A 22,644-nucleotide genomic window follows, 5' to 3' on the forward strand; every position below is an offset into this window, starting at 1 on the left:
ATGCCAGCGCTCAAAATTTGCACAGGCGTATCGCGGGAGCCCCTCTAAAATTGACCTGGATCAACAAATAGCTTCGGCACGCCAGCCGCCTATCCACCCGGCGGCCCCGGTTTTGTAAGGTTTGTGACAGCTCGTTACTGAGCCTGCCGCCCGGCTTGTGCGCTTTCGCACAGCTAGAGGGCGACCACCCCGAAAATCCATGTTTCGAGGTTTTTCCGAGCAATTCGGCGCACCCGGGCGATTAAGGTGCGGCACAGGATTTGCTAATCTTCTCTCAGGCCCAACACGCCCCTCCGGCGGACGCAGCCGCGCTCGCCGGTTTTCTTGGATAGACGAGGCACAGCATGACCCCGGCCAACCCGACCCTGAGCAACGAGCCGCAAGCGCCTCACGCCGAGAGCGACGAGCTGCTTCCCGAGATCTTTCGCCAGACGGTGGAGCATGCGCCCATCGCCATTTCCATCACCGACCTCAAGGCCAACATTCTTTACGCCAATCGCGCTTTCCGCACCATCACCGGCTACGGCAGCGAGGAAGTGCTCGGCAAGAACGAATCGATCCTCTCCAACGGCACCACGCCGCGCCTGGTCTACCAGGCCCTGTGGGGCCGGCTGGCGCAGAAGAAGCCCTGGTCCGGCGTGCTGGTCAACCGCCGCAAGGACAAGACCCTGTACCTGGCCGAACTGACCGTGGCGCCGGTGCTCAACGAGGCCGGCGAGACCATCTACTACCTGGGCATGCACCGCGACACCAGCGAATTGCACGAACTGGAACAACGCGTCAACAACCAGCGCCTGATGATCGAGGCGGTGGTCAACGCCGCCCCGGCGGCGATGGTGGTGCTCGACCGCCAGCACCGGGTGATGCTCTCCAACCCGAGCTTCTGCCGCCTGGCCCGCGACCTGGTCGAGGATGGCAGCAGCGAGAGCCTGGTGGCGCTGCTGCGGGAAAACCTCGCCGCCCCCTTCGAGACGCTGGAAAACCAGGGCAGCGCCTTCTCCGGCAAGGAGATCTCCTTCGACCTGGGCGGCCGCTCGCCGCGCTGGCTGTCCTGCCACGGCCGGGCCATCCACATCGAGAACGAGCAGGCCCACGTGTTCTTCGCGCCCACCGAGGAACGCTACCTGCTGCTGACCATCAACGACATCTCCGAGCTGCGCCAGAAGCAGCAGGATTCGCGGCTCAACGCGCTGAAGGCGCTGATGGCCGAGGAAGAGCTGCTGGAAGGCATGCGCGAGACCTTCAACGCCGCCATCCATCGCCTGCAGGGCCCGGTCAACCTGATCAGCGCGGCGATGCGCATGCTCGAACGGCGCCTCGGCGACAAGGCCGGCAACGACCCGGTGCTGAGCGCCATGCGCGAAGCCAGCACGGCCGGAATGGAGGCACTGGAGAACCTCAGTGGCTCCATTCCGGTGCGCATGGCCGAGTCCAAGATGCCGGTCAACCTCAACCAGTTGATCCGCGAGGTGATCACCCTGTGCACCGACCAGTTGCTGGCCCAGGGCATCGTCGTCGACTGGCAGCCGGCGCTGCGCCTGCCCTGGGTGATGGGCGGGGAAAGCAGCCTGCGCAGCATGATCAAGCACCTGGTCGACAACGCCATCGAGTCCATGAGCCAGAACCAGGTCAGCCGCCGCGAGCTGTTCATCAGCACCCGCGTGGAGAACCACCTGGTGCGCATGGAGATCACCGACAGCGGCCCGGGCATTCCGCCCGACCTGGTGCTGAAGGTGTTCGAGCCGTTCTTCAGCACCAAGCCGCCACACCGCGTCGGGCGCGGCATGGGCCTGCCGGTGGTGCAGGAGATCGTCGCCAAGCACGCCGGCATGGTGCACGTAGACACCGACTATCGCGAAGGCTGCCGGATCGTCGTCGAGCTGCCCTTCTCGGCCTCCACCTGAACAGCGACAGGGAATGCCCATGAATGCAACCATCCCTCAGCGCTCGGCCAAACAGAACCCGGTCGAACTCTATGACCTGCAATTGCAGGCCCTGGCGAGCATCGCCCGCACGCTCAGCCGCGAACAACAGATCGACGAACTGCTCGAACAGGTCCTGGCCGTACTGCACAATGACCTCGGCCTGCTGCATGGCCTGGTGACCATTTCCGACCCGGAACACGGCGCCCTGCAGATCGGCGCCATCCACACCGACTCGGAAGCGGTGGCCCAGGCCTGCGAAGGCGTGCGCTACAGAAGCGGCGAAGGCGTGATCGGCAACGTGCTCAAGCACGGCAACAGCGTGGTGCTCGGGCGCATCTCCGCCGACCCGCGCTTTCTCGACCGCCTGGCGCTGTACGACCTGGAAATGCCGTTCATCGCCGTGCCGATCAAGAACCCCGAGGGCAACACCATCGGCGTGCTGGCGGCCCAGCCGGACTGCCGCGCCGACGAGCACATGCCCGCGCGCACGCGCCTTCTGGAGATCGTCGCCAACCTGCTGGCGCAGACCGTGCGCCTGGTGGTGAACATCGAGGACGGCCGCGAGGCGGCCGACGAGCGCGACGAACTGCGTCGCGAGGTGCGCGGCAAGTACGGCTTCGAGAACATGGTGGTGGGCCACACCCCCACCATGCGCCGGGTGTTCGATCAGATCCGCCGGGTCGCCAAGTGGAACAGCACCGTACTGGTCCTCGGCGAGTCCGGTACCGGCAAGGAACTGATCGCCAGCGCCATCCACTACAACTCGCCGCGCGCGCACCGCCCCTTCGTGCGCCTGAACTGCGCCGCGCTGCCGGAAACCCTGCTCGAGTCCGAACTCTTCGGCCACGAGAAGGGCGCCTTCACCGGCGCGGTGAAGCAGCGCAAGGGGCGTTTCGAGCAGGCCGACGGCGGCACCCTGTTCCTCGACGAGATCGGCGAGATCTCGCCGATGTTCCAGGCCAAGCTGCTGCGCGTGCTGCAGGAAGGCGAGTTCGAGCGGGTCGGCGGCAACCAGACGGTGCGGGTCAACGTGCGCATCGTCGCCGCCACCAACCGCGACCTGGAAAGCGAGGTGGAAAAGGGCAAGTTCCGCGAGGACCTCTACTACCGCCTGAACGTCATGGCCATCCGCATTCCGCCGCTGCGCGAGCGTACCGCCGACATTCCCGAACTGGCGGAATTCCTGCTCGGCAAGATCGGCCGCCAGCAGGGCCGCCCGCTGACCGTCACCGACAGCGCCATCCGCCTGCTGATGAGCCACCGCTGGCCGGGCAACGTGCGCGAACTGGAGAACTGCCTGGAGCGCTCGGCGATCATGAGCGAGGACGGCACCATCACCCGCGACGTGGTCTCGCTGACCGGGGTCGACAACGAGAGCCCGCCGCTCGCCGCGCCGCTGCCCGAGGTCAACCTGGCCGACGAGACCCTGGACGACCGCGAACGGGTGATCGCCGCCCTCGAACAGGCCGGCTGGGTGCAGGCCAAGGCCGCGCGGCTGCTGGGCATGACGCCGCGGCAGATCGCCTACCGCATCCAGACCCTCAACATCCACATGCGCAAGATCTGACGGGACCCTCCGGCAATGGATGGCCGGCTCCTCCCCCCTCCCCGTTCTCCCCGCCCCCTCGTCCGCTACGGGCGCCCGTCCACGACGGACATCGCCTCCGACTCCCGCCACACTGCTTGTCGCTTGTCGTACAGAAGCGCGCGAAGGGCGGTGCGGATTTGTCCGTTGCGCGACAAATTCGGCCCCTCGTTTTCAAATAAATCATTCAAAAACAATTACTTGAATAATCGGCACGGGTATTGCTCGGCTCTTGGGGTAAAGACTCTCTCAGCCGGAGACAGAACATGGAACTGAGCGTACTTGGGCAAAACAATGGGGGACAGCACAGCGCTGGCGGCTGTTCCTCAAGTAGCTGCGGCAGCACGCACGATCAGCTCTCCCACCTGCCGGAAAACATTCGTGCGAAGGTGCAGAACCATCCGTGCTATTCGGAAGAGGCGCACCACTATTTCGCGCGCATGCACGTGGCGGTGGCGCCTGCCTGCAACATCCAGTGCCACTACTGCAACCGCAAGTACGACTGCGCCAACGAGTCGCGTCCGGGCGTGGTGTCCGAAGTGCTGACCCCCGAGCAGGCGGTCAAGAAGGTCAAGGCCGTGGCCGCCGCCATCCCGCAGATGAGCGTGCTCGGCATCGCCGGCCCCGGCGACCCCTTGGCCAACCCGAAGCGCACCCTCGACACCTTCCGCATGCTCAGCGAGCAGGCCCCGGACATCAAGCTGTGCGTTTCCACCAACGGCCTGGCCCTGCCGGAGTGCGTCGAGGAACTGGCCAAGCACAACATCGACCACGTCACCATCACCATCAACTGCGTGGACCCGGAGATCGGCGCCAAGATCTATCCGTGGATCTACTGGAACAACAAGCGCATCCGCGGCGTCAAGGCCGCCAAGATCCTCATCGAGCAGCAGCAGAAGGGTCTGGAGATGCTGGTGGCGCGCGGCATCCTGGTGAAGGTCAATTCGGTGATGATCCCCGGCGTCAACGACGAGCACCTGAAGGAAGTCAGCAAGATCGTCAAGGCCAAGGGCGCCTTCCTGCACAACGTCATGCCGCTGATCGCCGAGCCCGAGCACGGCACCTTCTACGGCGTGATGGGCCAGCGCAGCCCCGAGCCGGAAGAACTGCAGGACCTGCAGGACGCCTGCGCCGGCGACATGAACATGATGCGCCACTGCCGCCAGTGCCGCGCCGACGCGGTCGGCATGCTCGGCGAGGACCGCGGCGACGAGTTCACCCTGGACAAGATCGAGTCGATGGAGATCGATTACGAGGCGGCGATGGTCAAGCGCGCCGCCATCCATGCGGCGATCAAGGAAGAGCTGGACGAGAAGGCGGCGAAGAAGGAACGGCTGGCTGGCCTGTCCGTTGCATCCGTCCAGAACGGCACGAGCGGTCGCTACCGTCCGGTGCTGATGGCCGTGGCCACCAGCGGCGGCGGCCTGATCAACCAGCACTTCGGGCACGCCACCGAGTTCCTGGTGTACGAAGCCTCGCCGTCCGGGGTGCGCTTCATCGGCCATCGCCGGGTCGACCAGTACTGCGTCGGCAACGACACCTGCGGCGAGAAGGAAAGTGCACTCGCCGGCAGCATCCGTGCCCTGAAGGGATGCGAGGCGGTGCTCTGCTCGAAGATCGGTTTCGAACCCTGGAGCGACCTGGAGACCGCCGGCATCCAGCCCAATGGCGAGCACGCCATGGAGCCCATCGAGGAAGCGGTCATGGCGGTCTACCGGGAAATGATCGAGTCGGGTCGGCTGGAGAATGACGGAGCCCTGCTGCAGGCCAAGGCCTGAGCGGGCAGCGAAACAATTCGAGGATTGCGTGGAGGTGCGTGATGGCGCTGAAAATTGTGGAATCCTGTGTCAATTGTTGGGCATGTGTCGATGTCTGTCCGAGCGAGGCGATCTCCCTGGCCGGCCCGCACTTCGAGATCAGTGCGAGCAAGTGCACCGAGTGTGACGGGGACTACGCGGAAAAGCAGTGCGCGAGCATCTGTCCGGTCGAGGGCGCCATCCTGCTCGCCGACGGCACGCCGGCAAACCCGCCTGGTTCGCTGACCGGGATTCCCCCGGAGCGTCTGGCCGAGGCCATGCGCGAAATCCAGGCCCGCTAAGGAGAGTCGCCATGACCAGCACCAGCATCGTCTTCTACGAGAAGCCCGGCTGTGCCACCAACCGCCTGCAGAAGCAGTTGTTGCGTTCGGCCGGTCTGCACTTGGAGGTCCGCAACCTGCTCAGCGAACCCTGGACGCCCGAGCGCCTGCGCCCCTTCTTCGGCGATCGGCCGGTGGTCGAATGGTTCAACCGCTCGGCACCGGCGATCAAGTACGGAGAACTGGACCCCACCCAACTGAGCGCCAGCCAGGCGCTCGAGCTGATGCTGGCTCACCCGATCCTGATCCGCCGCCCGCTGATCCACTACGGCTCGCAGTACATGGCCGGCTTCGACCTGGTCAAGCTGTGTACCCACCTGCCCGCCAAGAACGACCTGCCCGACGCCGGCGAGGACCTGGAAAAGCGCTCGGTCGGGCAGAACCCGATCGGCTGCCTGGCGGCGGGGAACCAGTGATGGGCAGCGCCGCGGCCCATCGGGGGGATACCACCCAAGCCGTGCGTCATGACAGAGCCAACCACCTCTGGCTGGAGCGCATCGTCCGCTCCCAGCGCGACGGTCTGAGCTGCCTGCCGTTCCATCTGGGCCTCGACGAGCGGAGCTATGCCGAACTGATCCGCACCCATTTTCCCGAGCTGGCCGGCCAGACCAGCGCCAGCCTGGGCTCGCTGGCCCACGAATGCAGCGAGCTGCGCGAAGACCTACTGGAAATGCGCCGCGACGAATGGGAGGAACTGCGCGTCCTGTTGCTGGACGGCCGCCGCGGCGACGACCCCGAAGAGCTCTGGATGGCGAGCATCGTCGCCGCCGCCTGCCTGGGTGGCGATCACCTGTGGCGCGACCTGGGACTCGAGAGCCGCGAGACGCTGAGGGTCCTGCTGATGCACAATTTCCCCCACCTTGCCGAGCGCAACGTGAAAAACATGCGCTGGAAGAAGTTTTTCTACAAGCAACTGTGCGAACAGGATGGCGGCTACGTCTGCCGCTCCCCCAGTTGCGAGCAGTGCCCGTCTCATCACGATTGTTTTGGAGCAGAGATATGACCCGATTCTCCCGCATCGCCGCCGAGCAGGCAGAGGCCCTGCTGGCCGGCCAGGACAGCGTCATGCTGCTGGACACCCGTGATGCCCGCGCCTATTGTCAGGGGCACGATCCGCGCGCCATCCATCTCAACGACCTGAACCTGCGCACCCTGCTGAAGGTCACGCCGAAGCAGGTGCACCTGCTCTTCTGTTGCGAAGATGGCACCACCAGCCCGGACATGGCGCGCCTGTTCAGCGAATTCGGCTTCATCAACTGCTACAGCCTGGAGGGTGGCTACGGCGCCTGGAAGGCCAGGCCGCAACAGGCGGCCAGGGCGCATGCCGCCCGTGCGCGGCACGCCGCCGCCCTGCTGGGATAGGAGAGAACCATGCAAGTACAGGATACCGAAGCACGCATTCGCAAGCAGATCGCCGAAAACCCGGTGATCCTCTACATGAAAGGCACCCCCGCGGCGCCGGAATGCGGCTTTTCCCGCGCCGCCGTCGGCGCCCTCAGCAAGGCCGGCAAGCCCTTCGCCTACGTCAACGTGCTGACCGCCCCGCACATCCGCGAGAAGCTGCCGAAGCTCTTCCAGTGGCCCACCTTTCCCCAGTTGTTCGTCAACGGCGAACTGATCGGCGGCAGCGACATCATCCTGGAAATGGAAGCCGACGGCAGCCTGAAGGAACTGTTGGAAAAAGCCGTCCCCCAGGCCTGAACCACTCCCAAAATCCCCAGCTTTCGCCGGCAAGCCGGCTCCTGCAACCACTGCAGCAGGAGCCGGCTTGCCGGCGATGCCTTTTGTGGCTACCGCACGGCCATGCGGAATGCCCCTCGCCGATAGCCGAGCCATACAATAACCCCGAGACCAGCGACAGTTCGCCCTCGAAGCAGGCCAACAGCCGCTGTGTTTCCTCGCGGGGCAGGACAACCGGCAAGCGTTCGGGCCGCTTGGCACGAACCACATCGTTCAGCCAGGGAAGATCGATGGCCAGGACATACTTGTAGAGAAACAACAGGGCAACCAGTGCCTAACTCTGCGTGGACGCCGAAACATTCAAGTCCATGGCAAGATGCGACAGGAATCGCTCAACTTCGGCTGCACCCATCTCTGCCGGGTAAAGTAGCCGGTAAGAACGAATAAAATCCCGTGCCCACTCGACGTAAGCTGTCTCGGTACGGATCGAATAATGACGAATACGGATTTGCTCACGCAGCCGGTCCAACAACCTGGGCTTGCCATCCATGGTGTATAACTCCCTCGAAGGACACCAGCCTCCTGCTGGAGGCCGCAGCCTACAAGGGATCCGCCGGTTTCGGCAAGGGAACGTTATGCACCAGATGGTGTGTTTGTTCACACCATTTGGTGTCGAATAGTAGTTAGGTATTTGTAACATCGTAGGCACCCGAACCATATCAAGCAGGCTGGATAACGGTATACTTTTATCTACCAGTACACGTGGCAGCTAATCGCCAGCCACCCTACTCACTAGAATTACCGTTACTACTGCCAGACTCTCAGCCATGCATATAAATCCCGATAACTTCCTTGAAACCGCTAATGGCCGACTATTCACATACGAACGAAACAATGAAGCATGGAAATGCTCGTACAGGGCCTTTCATCAAGCACTGGCTCATGCCGACTCGGATACCGAGATTTATGTGCTTGTCGGCGCACAAGGTTCCGGTAAAAGTACATGGGCTGCCCGACTCGATAGCGACCGTGCAAATGTCATTATTTTCGATGCGCTTCTTGTCAAATATAGGGAGCGTATACCTATCCTTGCCGCCGCCGAATCGAAACGATTGAAAACCATCGCGGTCTGGTTCAGGACACCGTTGGAAGTCTGCCTGGCTCGAAATGCTGCAAGAGCAGCGGACGAGCTTGTGCCCGAACAGGCAGTGAGAAATGTCTACGTGGCCATTGAGCCGCCTACCCGAGCCGAGGGATTCGAGCGGGTGATCCAGGTATATCCCGTCGAGGCCGACGCCTGATCTGTCCTGCGCGGGTTCGGGGCACTGTTTTCCGGGGTGTTCGGCAGCCCCGATCGGTCGTTTCGATTGATTACCGGGGCGTCCATGCTCCCCCGACTTGTCACGGCATACCGCCGCTGAAATCGAACGCCAGCCACTCAACCCGGCAACCCTTTCAGCGCAACCCCAACCGCCGCGCCAGCCGATGCAGGTTGGCGCGGTCCAGGCCGAGCGCGCGGGCGGCGGCGGCCCAGTTGTGGCCATGGGCCTCGAGGGCGGCGAGGATGCGTTCGCGCTGGAAGCGCTCCACCGCCTGACGCAGATCGCCGCTCGCCGAAGCCTGGGCGGTGGTGGCCGCAGGCGCTTCGCCTTCCGCCGTGCCCGGCAGATCCAGCAGTTCCGGGCCTATGCTGAGAATCCGCCGCGGCCCGCCGCCGGCCATGGCGCGCAGAGCGGCGCGGCCGATCAGGTGCTCCAGTTCGCGCACGTTGCCCGGCCAGTCGTAGGCGAGCAGCGCCGTCTGGGCTTCGGCGCTCAGGCGCAGGCCGCGCAGGCCGAGCCGGGCGCGGTTCTCCTCGAGAAAGAAGCCGGCCAGCAGCAGTACGTCGCGGCCACGCTCGCGCAGCGGCGGCACCGGCAGCGGATAGACGCTGAGACGGTGGTAGAGGTCGGCGCGAAAGCGTCCGGCACGGACTTCGCCGGCCAGGTCGCGGTTGGTGGCGGCGATCACCCGCACATCCACCCGGTGCTCGCGGTCGGAGCCGACCCGCTGCAACTGGCCGCTCTGCAATACCCGCAGCAGCTTGGCCTGCACCGCCAGCGGCAGTTCGCCGACCTCGTCGAGGAACAGCGTGCCGCCGTCGGCCAGTTCGAACTTGCCGCTGCGCTCGCTCACCGCCCCGGAAAAGGCGCCGCGCACATGGCCGAACAGCTCGCTCTCCACCAGGGTATCGGGCAGCGCCGCACAGTTCAGGCTGATCAGCGGCTTGTGGGCGCGCGCCGAAGCGGCATGGATGGCCTGCGCCACCAGTTCCTTGCCGACCCCGGTCTCGCCGCTGACCAGCACGCTCAGGTCGCTGCCGGCGACCACCGCGATTTCCTCAAGCAGGCGCCGGTGGGCGCGGCTCTGGCCGATCAGTTCGTGGCTGCCCTGGCGATCGACGGCCTCGCGGTAGGCCTGCATCAGCCGCTCGTCGCGCTCGGCGCGGCGGGTCAGTGCGCTGATCCGCTCGCCGACCTGCACGGTGGCGGCGGCCAGGCTGGCGAAAGCCTCCAGGCTGGCCAGGTCGACGCCATCGAAGCGCGCTGGGTCCAGGGCGTCGAGGGTCAGCAGGCCCCAGGGGCGCTCGTCCAAGTACAGCGGGCAACCGAGGCAGTCGTGGACTTGCAGTTGGTTGGACAGCCCCTCCACCAGGCCGTCGTAGGGGTCCGGCAGGCTGCAGTCGCTGGCGAAGCGGGTGGCGCCTCGGTGCGCCAGCAGCGCCCGCAGGCGCGGCTGCTCGTCGAGGCGGAAGCGCCGGCCCAGGGTGTCCGGGCTCAGCCCGTCCACCGCCAGCGGCACCAGGGTGTCGCTGTCCAGGCGCAGCAGCGCCGCAGCGTCGGCCGGCAGCAGCCGGCGCAGGGCGCCGAGCAGGCGCCGGTAGCGTTCGGCCTCGGGCAATTCGCGGGTCAGGTCGGCGACCAGCGGGAGGAAAGCGTCGAGCAGCGGGGCTGTAGTCATTCGGATAACGAGCAGTCTTATTGACAACGGATTACCGTAGTCGAAACGACTGCAACGGGCAACCGGCCGGCGATTTCCGGGACCTGCGCGCCTGGCACGAAACCTGAACAAGATTACCCATCCCTCGCGGCCGAACGGCCGCGCCCATTGCACGCCACAGGAGTCACCCATGCTGACCGAGCAACAACGCGCCATCGTCAAGGCCACAGTCCCGCTGCTGGAAACCGGTGGCGAGGCGCTGACCAGCCACTTCTACCGGATCATGCTCGCCGAGCACCCGGAAGTACGCCCACTGTTCAACCAGGCTCACCAGGCCAGCGGCGAACAGCCGCGGGCGCTGGCCAACGCGGTGCTGATGTACGCCCGGCACATCGACCGCCTGGAGGCGCTCGGCCCGCTGGTGGCGCAGATCGTCAACAAGCACGTGTCCCTGCAGGTGCTGCCGGAGCACTACCCGATCGTCGGCGCTTGCCTGCTGCGCGCCATCCGCGAGGTGCTCGGCGCGGAAACCGCCACCGACGCGGTGCTCGACGCCTGGGGCGCGGCCTACGGGATGCTCGCCGAACTGCTGATCGGCGCCGAGGAAGCCGCCTATGCCGCCGGCGCCGCGGTACCGGGCGGCTGGCGCGGCGCGCGGGCGTTCCGCGTGGCGCGCCGGGTGGTGGAAAGCGAGGAAATCGTTTCCTTGCACCTGCGTCCGGAAGACGGCGGCGCGCTGCCGGCCTTCCGGCCCGGCCAGTACATCGGCCTGCGCCTGGTGCTCGACGGCGAGGAAGTGCGCCGCAACTACTCGCTGTCGGCGGCGCCGAACGGCGAGGAATACCGCATCAGCGTCAAGCGCCACGCCACCGGCCGGGTCTCCCGCCACCTGCATGAGCAAGTCCGCGAAGGTGACCGCCTGGAACTCTTCCCGCCGGCCGGCGAGTTCGTCCTGAACGATTCGGACAAGCCGCTGGTGCTGATCGGCGCCGGCGTCGGCGTCACCCCGCTGCTGGCCATGCTGGAGGCGGCGCTGCCCGGCGGCCGGCCGATCCGCTTCATCCATTGCGCGCGGCATGCGGGCGTACAGGCCTTCCGCCAGCAGGTCGAGGCACTGGCCGGACGGCACCCGCAGCTCGAGGCGTTCTTCTGCTACAGCGCGCCGCGCGCCGGGGACCGCGCCGACGCCAATGGCCGGCTCGACGCGCAGCGCCTGGCCGCCTGGCTGCCGGCGGAACGCGATCTGGACGCCTATTTCCTCGGTCCGAAGTCCTTCATGGCCCAGGTGAAGCGCCAGTTGCGCGAACTCGGCGTGCCGCAGGAACAGTGCCACTACGAGTTCTTCGGCCCGGCACAGGCGCTGGAAGCGTAACCCCCTCCGACCGGGCCGCACCGGAAAAGCGGCCCGGACCTTGCCACGGCGAAGGGAATCGCCGGTCTTGCAGCAAGGAAATTGCCGCGAACCAGCAAATTTATGCGGTTGCGTCGCCAGGGCGTGTCATCGATATTCCCCCTCGTTGTAAACGATCGTTGGCACGCCCCGGTCCGCCACCAGCGATACCGTCCCCCAACCCCGAACGCGCCGCCGCATGCCCGACAAGACCTTCTCCCGGCTGAAAACCCTGCTCCCCGCGCTGCCGCTCGCCGCTCCCCGGGAATGGCTGCGCAGCGCGGCCGGCATCTGCCTGGTCGTGGCAGCGACCCTCGCCGGCGATCTCTGGCTGTTCGACGCCGACCTCGTGCTGCACCTGGCGCCGCCGATCGCCGCCAGTTCGGTGCTGCTGCTCGCCGCTTCTTCCAGCCCCTTCGCCCGTCCCTGGCCGATACTCGCCGGCAACCTGCTGAGCGCGTCGATCGGCATCCTGCTGGGCTCGAGCGGATTGGCCCCGGTCCCGGCCGCCGGGCTCGGCGCCGCCCTGGCGCTGACCGGCATGTTCGGCCTGCGCTGCCTGCATCCGCCGAGCTGCGCGCTGGCCCTGGCGGTCATCTTCAACTGGCCGGAGCTGGCGCCCCAGGGCCCGGCCGTGCTGCTGCCGGTCGCTTTCAACTCGCTGATGCTGCTCGGCCTGGCGCGCGGCTTCAACCGCCTGACCCGCCCGCCGCGCGACGAGCCGCCCCGGGAAAATCCCCACCAGACCCGCGATCCGCTGCCCACGGAGCGCCTCGAACCGCGCCGCGCGGCCCTCGACGCGGCTTTGGAAGACTTCGGCGAATACCTCGACATCACCCGCGAGGATCTGGAGCGGCTGGTCCGCCTGCTGGAGCGGAACGGCTTCCGCCACAGCCTGGGCCAGGTCGTCGCGGCCGACATCATGTCCCGCGACCTGCGCTGGGCCACCCCGGAGACCTCCTTCGAAGACGCCTGGAAGCTCCTGCGCGACCACCGCCTGCAGCAGTTGCCGGTGATCGACGGCGCCTCCCGTCGCCTGCTCGGCATCGTCGAGCGCGGCGACCTGCTCGAACGCTCCCGTCCCGGCTTCGCCTGGCCGGCCTTCGGGCGCCCCGCCCGGTCCGGCATCGGCTCGGCGATGGGCGCGCCGACGGTCGTGGCGCACCGGGACACCCACTTGGCCGAGCTGGTCCTGCCGCTCTCCGAGCAGGGCCTGCATTGCCTGCCGGTGGTGGACGACGATGCGCGTCTGGTCGGCCTGGTCACCCAGACCGACCTGATCGCCGCGCTGTACCGGCTCTGGCTAAAACAGTTGCCGGCCTGACGGGCGCCGCGCGTCGCCGCGCCGGGAGCGCCGCCGGGGCGCGGTGGACAGCGCCGAGCCCTCCCCTCTAGAGTGCCCCCTCTGCCGACGCCCGGTCGGCGCAGCGGACTCTTTCCATGACTCAACAACCCTTTCTCGGCGACAGTTGCCAGCCGGCGCAGATCGCCCGGCGGATCGAAGACATGGGAGTCGCCAAGGCCCGCGTCGACACCCTCACCCTGCTGGTGCTCGCCGTGCTCGCCGGCGCCTTCATCTCCCTGGCCGCCTTCCTCTATACCGTGGTGCTCACCGGCAGCGAGCTGGGCTTCGGCCCGACCCGGCTGCTCGGCGGCCTGAGCTTCTGCCTGGGACTGGTGCTGGTGGTGATCGGCGGCGCCGAGCTGTTCACCGGCAACAACCTGCTGGCGATGGCCTGGGCCAGCCGGCTGATCGGCTACCGCGAGGTGCTGCGCAACTGGCTGCTGGTCTACCTGGGCAACGTGGTCGGCTGCCTCGGCACGGTGCTGCTGGTGGTCTGGGCGGGCAGCGCCGGCCTGGACGACGGCGCGGTGGGCGAAACGGCGCGCAAGATCGCCCATGGCAAGGCCGGACTGAGCCTGGGCGAGGCCTTCGCCCGCGGCATTCTGTGCAACGCCCTGGTGTGCCTGGCGAGCTGGCTGGCGATGGCCGGGCGCAGCGTGACCGACAAGATCCTCGCCATCCTCTTCCCGATCGCCGCCTTCGTCGCCCTCGGCTTCGAGCACTCGATCGCCAACTGGTTCTTCCTGCCCTTCGGGCTGATGCTGGACGATGCGCTGTCGCTCTCCGGCGTGGCCGGCAACCTGCTCGCGGTGACCGCCGGCAACCTGGTCGGCGGCACCCTGCTGGTCGCCGGCATGTACTGGCTGGCCTACCTGCGCGGCGGTCCGGAAAAGCGCCGTTCCTGAACCGCGCCGGCGGCGCCGCGAAGACCGAGGGGGCCGTCCGGCCCCCTCGGTTCGCATGGCGGATGCCCCTCAGCTTTCGATCCGCCGCGGCGCCATGAAGTACAGCCAGGTCAGCGCCAGGAAGTACATGCTCGGGATGATGACGAACAGCACGGCATAGTTGTTGCCGGTGACGGTCAGCACGTAACCGACGATCTGCGTCATGAACATGCCGCCGATCGCCGCGCACATGCCGCCGAAGCCGAACACGGTACTCATCAGGTGCTTGGGCGTGTAGTCCATCACCAGGCTCCAGATGTTGGCGGTCCAGGCCTGGTGCGCGCCGACGGCCAGGGAGATCGCCAGCACCGCGACCCACAGGTTGCTGGCGTTGGCGGCGAAGATCACCGAGCAGATGCAGGTGGCGAAGATCAGCATCGACACCAGGCGCGCGCGGATCGGCCTGACCCCGCGCCCGATCAGGAAGGACGAGAGAATGCCGCCGCCGATGCTGCCGAAGTCGGCGGTCAGCCAGATCAGCATGAGCGGGATGCCCATCTGGGTCACGCTGATGCCCAGGCTGTACTGCTGGTTGAGGAACGGCGGCAGCCAGTACAGGTAGAACCAGAACACCGGCGCGGTGATCGAGTAAGCCACGGCGAAGGCCCAGGTGCCGCGCATGCGCAGGATGCGCGAGAACGGCACCTTGACCGGCTCGGGCTCGGCTTCCCTGCTGATGTACTCCAGTTCGCTCTGCCTGACCCGCGGGTGCTCCTCGGGGTTGTAGTAGTTGATGGCCCAGAACACCAGCCAGACGAGGCCCAGCAGCGCCATGCCGATGAACGCGGCCTGCCAGCCCCAGAGGCTGAGGATCAGCGGCAACAGCGCCGGGGTGACCATGGCGCCGACGTTGGTGCCGGCGTTGAAGATGCCGGTCGCCAGGGCGCGCTCGCCGGCCGGGAACCACAGGCGGGTGGTCTTCACGCAGGCCGGATAGTTGGCCGCCTCGGTCAGGCCGAGGATGAAGCGGCAGATCATGAAGCCGGCCGCCGAGGTCGCCAGACCGTGGGCGCCGGTGGCCAGGCTCCAGAACAGCACGGCGAGGAAGAACGCGCGCTTGACGCCGACCTTGTCGATGAAGCGGCCCTGCAGCAGGAAGCCGACGGCGTAACCGACCTGGAACCAGAAGTTGATGTTGGCGTAGTCCATGGTGGACCAACTCATCTCCCTGGCCAGGATCGGCTGCATCACGCCCAGCGCGGCACGGTCGATGTAGTTGAGGGTGGTGGCGCAGAACACCAGGGCGAGCATGCCCCAGCGCACCTTGCCGACGGCCAGGGCGGCGCGGATCTTGCTGCCGACCGACTCATGGGCCGATATGGGGGAATCGGCGGCTGCGGGTATAGCCATGGAAGTACCTTGCGAAGTGAACATGGTGGTAGCCATCCGTTCGGGGACCGGGGATACGCTGGCCCGGTCGAGCCTCTCTTGGTGCTCCCGGTGACCGACGCCGAGGGTACGGGCAGTCCCTTTCCGGGCGTGCGGGGTCCTCCCGCCGCTGGGCGGGAATGCTGCGGATCACTGGGGGCGATTAATGGCGCGTCGGCGCGGCGGACTCGGCGAAGAGCCGTCGGATGCGGTCTAGGCCGCGGAATGGCGCGAAGGGGCGAAGTCCGGGTGCGAACGCCACGGGAACGACACACCCGCAAGGGTTCGGGCAGGAGAAGCGCAGGCTTGGCGGAAGTGGAATATGTACATGAGCGTCTACCGATCTTGAAGTTGTTATAACGGGCTCCGGTTGCCCGGCGAATGCGCCTGCAACCTGGTGATCATCTTGGCCAGTGCTCAAAAAAGCGTCAATCGACCGGCCGGAGTTCCGGTCGATAACCGAACGAAACTAACTGGATGGTACATTTTCCAGAGAAGGGATTGTCCTGCCTCTCAGCGATAACGCGACCAGTCGGTCCGCTCGACGGCCAGCCCGCGCAGCAACTCCAGGGCCCGCTGCAAGACGGGCGAATCCTTGGCCCGCGAGTAGACGAGATAGACCGGGTAGGTGAACTCCGGCGCTTTCTCCACGCGCCGCAGCACGCCTTCGTCGAGATAGCGCTGCACCACCCGGGTACGGAAATAACCGCGACCGCCCTCCTGCAGCAGGTACTGCAGGGCCAGCGGACCGAGACTGAAATACAGCGCGGCCCTGGCCAGCTCCGGCAGCGCCGCATCGTGCTGGCGGCGGAACGCCTCGCCCCAGTCGACGTAGATATAGGGCTCGGGATTGGCCTGCAGGGCGACCTGGATCAGTTTCTCTTCGAGCAGTTGCTCCACCTGCAGCCCCGGCCAGTATTCCGGCTGGTAGACCAGGGCGGCGTCGAGCACGCCGAGGTCGAGGCGCTTGTGCAACAGGTCGCCCGCAGCCACCTCGCTGCGCACCGCATGGGAGGGAATCGCCTGGCGCAGGCGCTGCACCCAGGCCAGCAGCAGCGGGCTGGACAGGCTGACGTCCGCCCCCAGGGTCAGCAGCTTGTCATAGCCATCCGGCAGCGGCAGGTCGCGGCGCGCCGCTTCCCAGGTCTGTACCAGTCGATTGGCGTAGCCGACGAACCGCTCGCCGTCGGCGGTCAGCCGCGTGCCGGCGCGATTGCGCACGAGCAGCCGGCAGCCGAGCTGGCTTTCCAGGCTGTGCAGGCGCGCGCTGACCGCCGTCTGGGTGACGTGCAGGCGCTCGGCGGCAGCGGCGAGGCTGCCGCCGCGCACGATTTCCAGGAAGGTGCGGGCAAGATCGATATCCATCGCTACCTTGGCTCGACGGTCTACAGGAAGAAACGGGCGGCCGCCCGGGCGGCGGGCCGGGAAATATTAGGGCATGTCATCAATTGTTTCCCCGGTTGCGTTGCCGCCGGAAATGGGGCCAGGCCGGGCCGCGTTCGGCAAGGCGCAGCCTACAGGCAATGGTCATTCCCTTGCCAAAGGCTGCAACGCCGCATGGCCCCATTTCCGACGCGAGCCGTGACGGGCGAACCCGGAAGAAAAGAAAGGCGCGCGGTGGGCGACTGGCATCGCCCACCTGCGGGGTGCCGCGGCATGCCTCGCCGCGGCGTCCCGCGTCAGACGACCGGCTGCTCCTCGGCCGGCGTGCTGCCGACCACCTCGATTCCGGTGGCCGCGGCCGCCGTGGCGAAGATGAAGTCGCTCGCATCGAGCTGGTCGGCGTGGTTGCCCTCCAGGGAGATCTCGAAACGGTTGCCTTCGGCGTCGCCGCCACGGTCCTTGAGGTAGGTCTTGGTGCCGGCGTCGTTCAGCACTATCGCCAGGGTGCCGTTGTAGCCGTCGCCCAGCCCGGTGTAGCCGAGCGCGGAGAGGTCGATCAGATCGGCGCCGTGGGTGAAGTCGGCGATGCTGTCGGTGACGTTCGCCCCGCTGTTGTAGTTGCGGAAGCTGTCGAGCGCGTCGCCGAAGCGGAAGATGTCGCTGCCGCTGCCGCCGCTCAGGGTGTCGCGCCCGGCGCCGCCGTCGAGGATATCGTTGCCGGCACCGCCGCTCAGGCTGTCGTTGCCGGCACCGCCGAGCAGTTCCTCGGCCGCGCTGCCGCCGGAAAGCGTGTCGTTGCCATCGCCGCCCGCCAGCACGACGCGCTCGTCGAAAACGAGGTAGGACTCGTCGAGCCCGGACAGGTCGCCGTCCAGGGAAAGCTCGAAGCGCTCGCCGGCGGCGTTCGCCTCGTAGCTCTTCAGGTAGGTGCGGGTGCCGGCGCTGTTCACCTGCAGCGCCAGGGTGCCGCCGTAGCCGTTGCCCAGACCGCTGAAGCCGAGCCCGGACAGGTCGATGCGATCCTCGCTGGCATCGAAGTCGGTGATCAGATCGGCATAGCTGGCACTGTCGGTCCGGTAGCTGTCGGTCAGTTCGCTGAAGCGGAACACGTCGGCCCCGGCCCCGCCGGCCAGCGTGTCGCGCCCGCTGCCGCCGTGGATCACCTCGTCGGCGGCCGTGCCCTGCAGGCTGTCGTTGCCGGCGGTGCCTTCGAGGAGCTGCTGGCCGCTGGGCGTGGCGAAGATGAAATCCTCGTTGCCGAGCAGTCCCTGGTAGTTGCCGTCGAGGGAAAACTCGAAGCGATAGCCGTCGGCGCCGTTCTCGTAGCTCTTCACGTAGGTGCGGTCGCCGGCGCTGTTGAGCACCAGGACGAGAGTGCCGTTGTAGCCGTCGCCCAGCCCGGTGAAGCCCAGCGCCGACACGTCGAGCTTGTCTTCGCCCACCGCGAAGTCGGTGATGCGATCGCCCTGGTTGTCGCCGGTGTCGTAGTTGCGCTGGCTGTCGGACAGCGCGTCGAAGCGGAACACGTCGGCTCCGGCGCCGCCGGTGAGGCTGTCGCTCCCCGCGCCGCCGACCAGGATGTCGTCGCCGCCGGCGCCGTCGAGCGTGTCGTTGCCGGCATGGCCGAGCAATGTCTCGGCGACCGAGGTGCCGAGCAGGGCGTTGTTGCCGGCATCCCCCTCGATGGCGGGACGCTCGAAAATCAGGTTGCTGGCATCGAGCAGGCCGACGAAGTCGCCGTCCAGGGCGATCTCGAAGCGCCGCCCCTCGGCGTCCGCCTCCAGGCTCTTCAGGTAGGTGCGGCTACCGCCGGAACCGGTGGTCACCAGCAGGGTGCCGTCATAGCCGTCGCCCAGGCCGGTGAAGCCCAGCGCGGACAGGTCGATGCGGTCCTGGGCGGGATCGAAGTCGGTGATCAGGTCGGTGAAGCTGGTGCTGGCGGTGCGGTAGCTGTCCTCGCGGGCGGAGAAGCGGAAGGTGTCGGCGCCCGCGCCGCCGGTCAGCGTGTCGCGCCCGACGCCGCCGTCGAGGATGTCGTTGCCGGCGCCGCCGTCCAGGCGATCGTCGCCGTCCAGACCGAGCAGCGTCTCGTGGGCGTCGCTGCCGCCGAGCGTATCATTGCCGGTCGTGCCTTCGAGGGTCGCCTGCTGGCCGGTGCCGGGCTGGTCGGAGACGATCGAATGGGCGCCATTCAGCCGTACCGCCCCGGTCTGCACACCGTCGATGGTGTTGGCGTAGAGGCTGCTGTAATCGGTGCCGTCGTTGCGCTCCTCGATGCCATAGGTGGAGTTGGCCGAGCCGCTGATGACGTTGCCTTCGATCCAGGTGCCGGTGGTGGCGTAGAAGTTGCCGGACACCCCGACGTCGTTGAAGGACTGCAGCAGGACTTCGGCATAGGCGACGTTCTGCGCGTTGTCGTGGATCTGGTTGTTGAGGATCTGCACGTCCTCCGTGCCGTACAGGCGCACGCCGGAGTAACCGTTGCCGTAGATCTCGGCGTTCTGCAGGGTGATGTTGTTGGTCATCTTCAGCAGCACGCCTTCCAGGGCGTTGTCGTAGTAGGCGCCGCCGTCGATCAGGATATCGGTCGGCTGGGCCAGGTCCTCCGCTCCCCGCTGGATCACCAGGCCGGCGCCGCCGTTGCCGTAGGCGACGTTGTTGCTCAGGGTGAAGTCGTAGGTGCTGGTGACCACGTTGAAGCCGTGGCGGTCGTTGTTGTAGGCGACGTTGTTCTCGAACACGCTGTCGACCAGGTAGTCGGCGACGAAGCCGTCGAGGCCGTTGTCGTGGGCCACGCTGTCGCGGATCGTCAGATTGATGGTCTGTTCGTGCGGATCGAAGCCGTAGCCGGACATTTCGCGGATTTCTACCCGCTCGATGGTCACGTTGCGGTCGGCGCCGTCCTGGCCGGGGATGTAGCCGTTGAACCAGCCGTCGACCTTGCCGCTGGTGTTGTCGCGGTTGCCGTCGAGGGTCAGGTCGCTCATGCCGAAGTTGCTGGTCTCTTCGCCATAGGCCGAGCGCACCATGCCGGTGATCTTCTGGTCGGAGCCGTCGATCAGCTTGATCACCGTTTCGCCCATGCCGGCGCCGACCAGGTAGACGCCGTCCTTGAGCATCAGGCAGCCGTCGCCCGGGTCCCCGGTGGGACTGACCCGGTACTCGCCGGCCGGCAGGTAGACGGTGCCGCCGCCGGCCGCGTAGGCGGCGTCGATCGCCGCCTGGATGGCCGGCCGGTCGTCGCTGGCGCCGTCGCCCAGCGCGCCGAAGTCCTTGGCATTGAACACGCCGGCCTCGAAGATCACGTTGCCGCTGTCCAACTGGCCGCTGAAGTCGCCGTCCAGGGCGATCTCGAAGCGCTGGCCGTCGGCATCGGCCTCGAGGCTCTTCAGGTAGGTGCGGGTGCCCGCGGCGTTGACCTGCAGCAGCAGGGTGCCGTCGTAGCCGTTGCCGAAACCGCTGAAGCCCAGGCCGGACAGGTCGATGCGATCCTGGGCGGGATCGAAGTCGGTGATCAGGTCGGTGAAGCTGGCGCTGTCGGTGCGGTAGCTGTCGGTACGCGCGGAGAACAGGAAGGTGTCGGCCCCCGTGCCGCCGGTCAGGGTGTCGCGCTCCGCCCCGCCATCCAGGACATCGTCGCCGGCGCCGCCGTTCAGGCTGTCCCGGCCGCCCAGACCGAGGAGCAGTTCGTCGGCCCCAGTCCCTTGCAAGGTGTCGTTGCCGTCGGTTCCCTCGATGGTCGCCTGTTCCGGGGGCGTGGCGAAGACGAACTGTTCGGCGCCGAGCAGCCCCTGGTAGTTGCCCGCGAGGGAAAGCTCGAAGTTATAGCCGTTGGCGTCAGTGTCGTAGCTCTTCACGTAGGTGCGGTCGCCGGCGCTGTTGAGCACCACGGCGAGGGTGCCGTTGCGGCCGTTGCCCAGCCCGGTGTAACCCAGCGCCGATACGTCGATCCTGTCTTCGCCCACGGCGAAGTCGATGATGTAATCGCCCTGGTTGTCGCCGGCGGTGTAGTTGCGCTGGCTGTCGGACAGCGCCTCGAAGCGGAACACGTCCGCCCCGGCGCCGCCGGTCAGGGTGTCGCGCCCGGCGCCGCCGACCAGGATGTCGTTGCCGGCCCCGCCGTTGAGGGTGTCGTTGCCGCCGTAGCCCAGGAGGGTTTCCCCGGCATCGGTGCCGGACAGGTTGTCGTTGCCCTCGGTACCGGTGACCGGAGCGGCGTCGAACAATAGGTTGCCATCGTTGAACTGGCCGACGAAGTTGCCGTCCAGGGCGATTTCGAAACGCCGGCCCTGGGCGTCCACCTCGTAGCTCTTCAGGTAGGTGCGGGTGCCGCCGGAACCGGTGGTCACCGCCAGGGTGCCGTCATAACCGTTGCCCAGACCGGTGAAGCCCAGTGCGGAGAGGTCGATGCGGTCCTGGCTGGCGTCGAAGTCGGTGATCAGGTCGGTGAAGCTGGCGCTGTCGGTGCGGTGACTGTCCTCGCGGGCAGAGAAGCGGAAGGTATCGGCGCCCGCGCCGCCGGTCAGGGTATCGCGCCCCGCGCCGCCGTCGAGGGTGTCGTCGCCGGCGCCACCGTCCAGGCGATCGTTGCCGGCCAGGCCGAGAATCAGTTCGTGGGCGCCCGTTCCGCTGAGCACGTCGTTGCCCGCGGTGCCTTCGAGGGTTTCCTGCTGGCTGCTGCTGGGCTGCTCGGAAACCGTGGAGTTGGCGCCATACAGCCGTACCGTCCCGTTCTGCACGCCGTCGATGGTATTGGCGTAAAGGCTGCTGTAGTCGGTGCCGTCGGCGCGCTCCTGGATGCCGAAGGTGGAATTGGCCGAGCCGCTGATGACGTTGCCTTCGAGCCAGGTGCCGGTGGTGACGTAAAAGTTGCCGGACACCCCGGCGGTGTCGTCGTAGGACTGCAGCAGGACTTCGGCATAGGCGCCGTTCTGCGAATTGTCGTGGATCTGGTTATTGAGGAGCTGCACGTCCTGGGCGCCGTAGACGCGCACTCCGTACAGGCCGTTGCCATAGATCTCGGCGTTCTGCAGGGTGACGTCGTGGGTCATCTTGAGCTGCACGCCTTCCAAGGCGTTGTCGTAGTAGGCGCCGCCGTCGATCAGGATGTCGTAGGGATGGGGCAGGTCGTACGAGCCGCGCTGCACCACCAGGCCGGCGCCGCCGTTGCCGTAGGCGACGTTGTTGCTCAGGACGAAGTCGTTGGTGCTGGTGACGATGTTGAAGCCGTGGCGGTCGTTGTTGTACGAGACGTTGTTCTCGAACACCCCGCCGATCTGGTAGTCGGCGACGAAGCCGTCGAGGCCGTTGTCGTGGGCCACGCTGTCGCGGATCGTCAGGTTGATGGTCTGCTCGTGCGGATCGAAACCGTAACCGGACATTTCGCGGATTTCCACCCGCTCCAGGGTCACGTCGCGATCGGCACCGTCCTGGCCGGGAATGTAGCCGTTGAACCAGCCGTCGACCTTGGCGGACAGGTTGTCGCGGTTGCCGTCGAGGGTCAGGTCGCTCATGCCGAAGTTGCTGGTCTCCTCGCCATAGGCCGAGCGCACCATGCCGGTGACGTTCTGCGTCCAGCCGTCGACCATCTTGATCACCGTCTCGCCCATCCCGGCGCCGACGATATAGACGTTGCTCTTGATGGTCAGCGCGCCGTCGGAAGGCTCCTCGCCGCCGCTGACCCGATACTCGCCGGCCGGCAGGTAGACGGTGCCGCCGCCCGCCGCGTGGGCGGCGTCGATCGCCGCCTGGATGGCCGCCGTGTCATCGCTGGCGCCATCGCCCAGTGCCCCGAAATCTTTGACGTTGAAGTCCATGCTGCTTCCTGTTCCGTTAATGCTCAGCCAAAAGGCTGTCTAGGAAAAAGGAGAAGGAAGAGTCGACTACTTGAACAGGCTTTTCCCGTCCC

17 protein-coding genes and 1 pseudogene are annotated in these 22,644 nt (G+C 66.7%); 12 read left to right on the forward strand and 6 right to left on the reverse strand.

Going from position 1 to position 22,644, the window contains the following annotated elements:
• Nucleotides 1-344 precede the first annotated feature (344 nt).
• The 8 genes from nifL to grxD all read left to right on the forward strand — a co-directional run bounded on the left by nifL (nt 345) and on the right by grxD (nt 7,348).
• A complete protein-coding gene (gene nifL / locus AVCA_RS23305; protein WP_012703539.1) occupies nt 345-1,904 on the forward strand; it encodes a nitrogen fixation negative regulator NifL in 1,560 nt (519 codons plus the stop codon).
• A 19-nt stretch (nt 1,905-1,923) separates the two neighbouring features.
• Nucleotides 1,924-3,492: a nif-specific transcriptional activator NifA gene (gene nifA, locus AVCA_RS23310; protein ID WP_012703540.1), complete on the forward strand. Its 1,569-nt coding sequence runs from the start codon at nt 1,924-1,926 to the stop codon at nt 3,490-3,492.
• Between the two features lie 284 nt (nt 3,493-3,776).
• Nucleotides 3,777-5,288 carry a nitrogenase cofactor biosynthesis protein NifB gene (gene nifB, locus AVCA_RS23315; protein ID WP_012703541.1) on the forward strand — a complete coding sequence of 504 codons (1,512 nt, stop codon included), beginning with the start codon at nt 3,777-3,779 and terminating at the stop codon, nt 5,286-5,288.
• Nucleotides 5,289-5,329: 41 nt separating this feature from the next.
• Nucleotides 5,330-5,608: a 4Fe-4S binding protein gene (locus tag AVCA_RS23320; RefSeq protein WP_012703542.1), complete on the forward strand. Its 279-nt coding sequence runs from the start codon at nt 5,330-5,332 to the stop codon at nt 5,606-5,608.
• Between the two features lie 11 nt (nt 5,609-5,619).
• The gene (locus AVCA_RS23325) at nt 5,620-6,063 is read left to right on the forward strand and encodes an ArsC/Spx/MgsR family protein (RefSeq protein ID WP_012703543.1); all 444 of its coding nucleotides are present in this window, start codon (nt 5,620-5,622) and stop codon (nt 6,061-6,063) included.
• Nucleotides 6,063-6,650: a nitrogen fixation protein NifQ gene (locus AVCA_RS23330; protein ID WP_012703544.1), complete on the forward strand. Its 588-nt coding sequence runs from the start codon at nt 6,063-6,065 to the stop codon at nt 6,648-6,650. The genes AVCA_RS23325 and AVCA_RS23330 overlap by 1 nt, the downstream gene beginning before the upstream one ends.
• Entirely contained in the window at nt 6,647-7,009 is a 363-nt protein-coding gene (locus AVCA_RS23335; protein ID WP_012703545.1) for a rhodanese-like domain-containing protein, read from the forward strand. The genes AVCA_RS23330 and AVCA_RS23335 overlap by 4 nt, the downstream gene beginning before the upstream one ends.
• 9 nt (nt 7,010-7,018) lie before the next feature.
• On the forward strand, nt 7,019-7,348 hold the full coding sequence (gene grxD, locus AVCA_RS23340) for a Grx4 family monothiol glutaredoxin (RefSeq protein ID WP_012703546.1): 330 nt from the start codon (nt 7,019-7,021) through the stop codon (nt 7,346-7,348).
• Nucleotides 7,349-7,661: 313 nt separating this feature from the next.
• Here grxD and AVCA_RS26970 read toward each other — a convergent pair whose 3' ends face one another.
• Nucleotides 7,662-7,877: a site-specific integrase gene (locus tag AVCA_RS26970; RefSeq protein ID WP_050764407.1), complete on the reverse strand. Its 216-nt coding sequence runs from the start codon at nt 7,875-7,877 to the stop codon at nt 7,662-7,664.
• 277 nt (nt 7,878-8,154) lie between these two features.
• Here AVCA_RS26970 and AVCA_RS25660 point away from each other — a divergent pair, with 277 nt between their 5' ends.
• Nucleotides 8,155-8,628 carry an AAA family ATPase gene (locus AVCA_RS25660; RefSeq protein ID WP_072432555.1) on the forward strand — a complete coding sequence of 158 codons (474 nt, stop codon included), beginning with the start codon at nt 8,155-8,157 and terminating at the stop codon, nt 8,626-8,628.
• Between the two features lie 154 nt (nt 8,629-8,782).
• Here AVCA_RS25660 and norR read toward each other — a convergent pair whose 3' ends face one another.
• Nucleotides 8,783-10,327, reverse strand: coding sequence for a nitric oxide reductase transcriptional regulator NorR (norR, locus tag AVCA_RS23350; RefSeq protein ID WP_012703547.1), 1,545 nt, complete (start codon nt 10,325-10,327; stop codon nt 8,783-8,785).
• A 169-nt stretch (nt 10,328-10,496) separates the two neighbouring features.
• Here norR and hmpA point away from each other — a divergent pair, with 169 nt between their 5' ends.
• The 3 genes from hmpA to AVCA_RS23365 all read left to right on the forward strand — a co-directional run bounded on the left by hmpA (nt 10,497) and on the right by AVCA_RS23365 (nt 13,946).
• Entirely contained in the window at nt 10,497-11,678 is a 1,182-nt protein-coding gene (gene hmpA / locus AVCA_RS23355; protein WP_012703548.1) for an NO-inducible flavohemoprotein, read from the forward strand.
• Between the two features lie 217 nt (nt 11,679-11,895).
• Nucleotides 11,896-13,020, forward strand: a complete 1,125-nt coding sequence (locus AVCA_RS23360) for an HPP family protein (RefSeq protein ID WP_012703549.1) — start codon at nt 11,896-11,898, stop codon at nt 13,018-13,020.
• Between the two features lie 116 nt (nt 13,021-13,136).
• Nucleotides 13,137-13,946, forward strand: a complete 810-nt coding sequence (locus AVCA_RS23365) for a formate/nitrite transporter family protein (RefSeq protein ID WP_012703550.1) — start codon at nt 13,137-13,139, stop codon at nt 13,944-13,946.
• 69 nt (nt 13,947-14,015) lie between these two features.
• Here AVCA_RS23365 and AVCA_RS23370 read toward each other — a convergent pair whose 3' ends face one another.
• From AVCA_RS23370 to AVCA_RS23380, 4 genes and pseudogenes are all read right to left on the reverse strand, one after another.
• Nucleotides 14,016-15,335: an MFS transporter gene (locus AVCA_RS23370; RefSeq protein ID WP_012703551.1), complete on the reverse strand. Its 1,320-nt coding sequence runs from the start codon at nt 15,333-15,335 to the stop codon at nt 14,016-14,018.
• A gap of 531 nt (nt 15,336-15,866) precedes the next feature.
• On the reverse strand, nt 15,867-16,718 hold the full coding sequence (locus AVCA_RS23375; RefSeq protein WP_012703553.1) for a LysR family transcriptional regulator: 852 nt from the start codon (nt 16,716-16,718) through the stop codon (nt 15,867-15,869).
• Between the two features lie 314 nt (nt 16,719-17,032).
• On the reverse strand, nt 17,033-17,980 hold the full coding sequence (locus AVCA_RS27340; RefSeq protein WP_461781719.1) for a M10 family metallopeptidase C-terminal domain-containing protein: 948 nt from the start codon (nt 17,978-17,980) through the stop codon (nt 17,033-17,035).
• A pseudogene (locus AVCA_RS23380) lies at nt 17,969-22,552 on the reverse strand (glycosyl hydrolase family 28-related protein); the annotation flags it as partial. The gene AVCA_RS27340 and the pseudogene AVCA_RS23380, both read right to left, overlap by 12 nt.
• Between the last annotated feature and the right edge of the window lie 92 nt (nt 22,553-22,644).

This window comes from Azotobacter vinelandii CA (assembly GCF_000380335.1).
Taxonomy (GTDB): Bacteria; Pseudomonadota; Gammaproteobacteria; order Pseudomonadales; family Pseudomonadaceae; genus Azotobacter; species Azotobacter vinelandii.